This window comes from Acidovorax sp. sic0104 (genome assembly GCF_019219095.1).
In the GTDB taxonomy this organism is placed as follows: Bacteria; Pseudomonadota; Gammaproteobacteria; order Burkholderiales; family Burkholderiaceae_C; genus Acidovorax.
This window is the reverse complement of record NZ_JAHUWH010000050.1, coordinates 1-677: the sequence shown is the minus strand read 5'-3', so window position 1 is coordinate 677 and position 677 is coordinate 1. Positions and strand designations below refer to the sequence as shown.

The following is a 677-nucleotide window of genomic DNA, read 5'->3' as shown; positions in this document are numbered from 1 at the left end:
GGCGAGCAGGGCCGGGGCTTTGCGGTGGTGGCCGGCGAGGTGCGCAGCCTGGCCGGGCGCAGCGCAGAGGCGGCCAAGGAGATCAAGGCGCTGATCAACGCGAGCGTGGAGCGGGTGGAGCAGGGCACGGCGCTGGTGGACAAGGCAGGAGCGACGATGACGGAGGTGGTGTCGTCGATCCGCCGCGTGACGGACATCATGGGAGAGATCAGCGCGGCCAGCAGCGAGCAAAGCGCGGGGGTGGGGCAGGTGGGCGAGGCGGTGACGCAGATGGACCAGGCGACGCAGCAGAACGCGGCGCTGGTGGAGGAGATGGCGGCGGCGGCCAGCGCGCTCAATGCGCAGGCGGGCGAGCTGGTGAACGCGGTGGCGGTGTTCAAGCTGGACGCTTCGGCGCAGCGCAGCGTAGCGCCCCCACCGGTGCGCCAACACACCGCTGCGACACCCGTGCCGGCGCCCGCGGCACGCAAAGCCCTGTCGACCCCTGCGCCCCAGCTGGCGGCGCGCAGCAGCACTTCAGCCAGCAGTGCAGGCACAGCAGCTGCAAGCAAGGCGCCTGCAGCCAGCCTGCCAGCGCCCAGGCTGGCGCCCAAAGCAGGACCGAGGCCGGCGGCAGCACCGGCGCGGGCACCTGCGCCGGCAGCGGGCGGGGACGATGACTGGGAGAGCTTCTGAGG

Annotated in this window: 1 protein-coding gene; it reads left to right on the top strand. The window is 73.0% G+C overall.

What is annotated here, in order from left to right; genetic code table 11:
- The coding region (locus KW835_RS26615; protein ID WP_255593994.1) for a methyl-accepting chemotaxis protein at positions 1 to 675 on the top strand (675 nt) is incomplete at its 5' end.
- Positions 676 to 677: the final 2 nt, after the last annotated feature.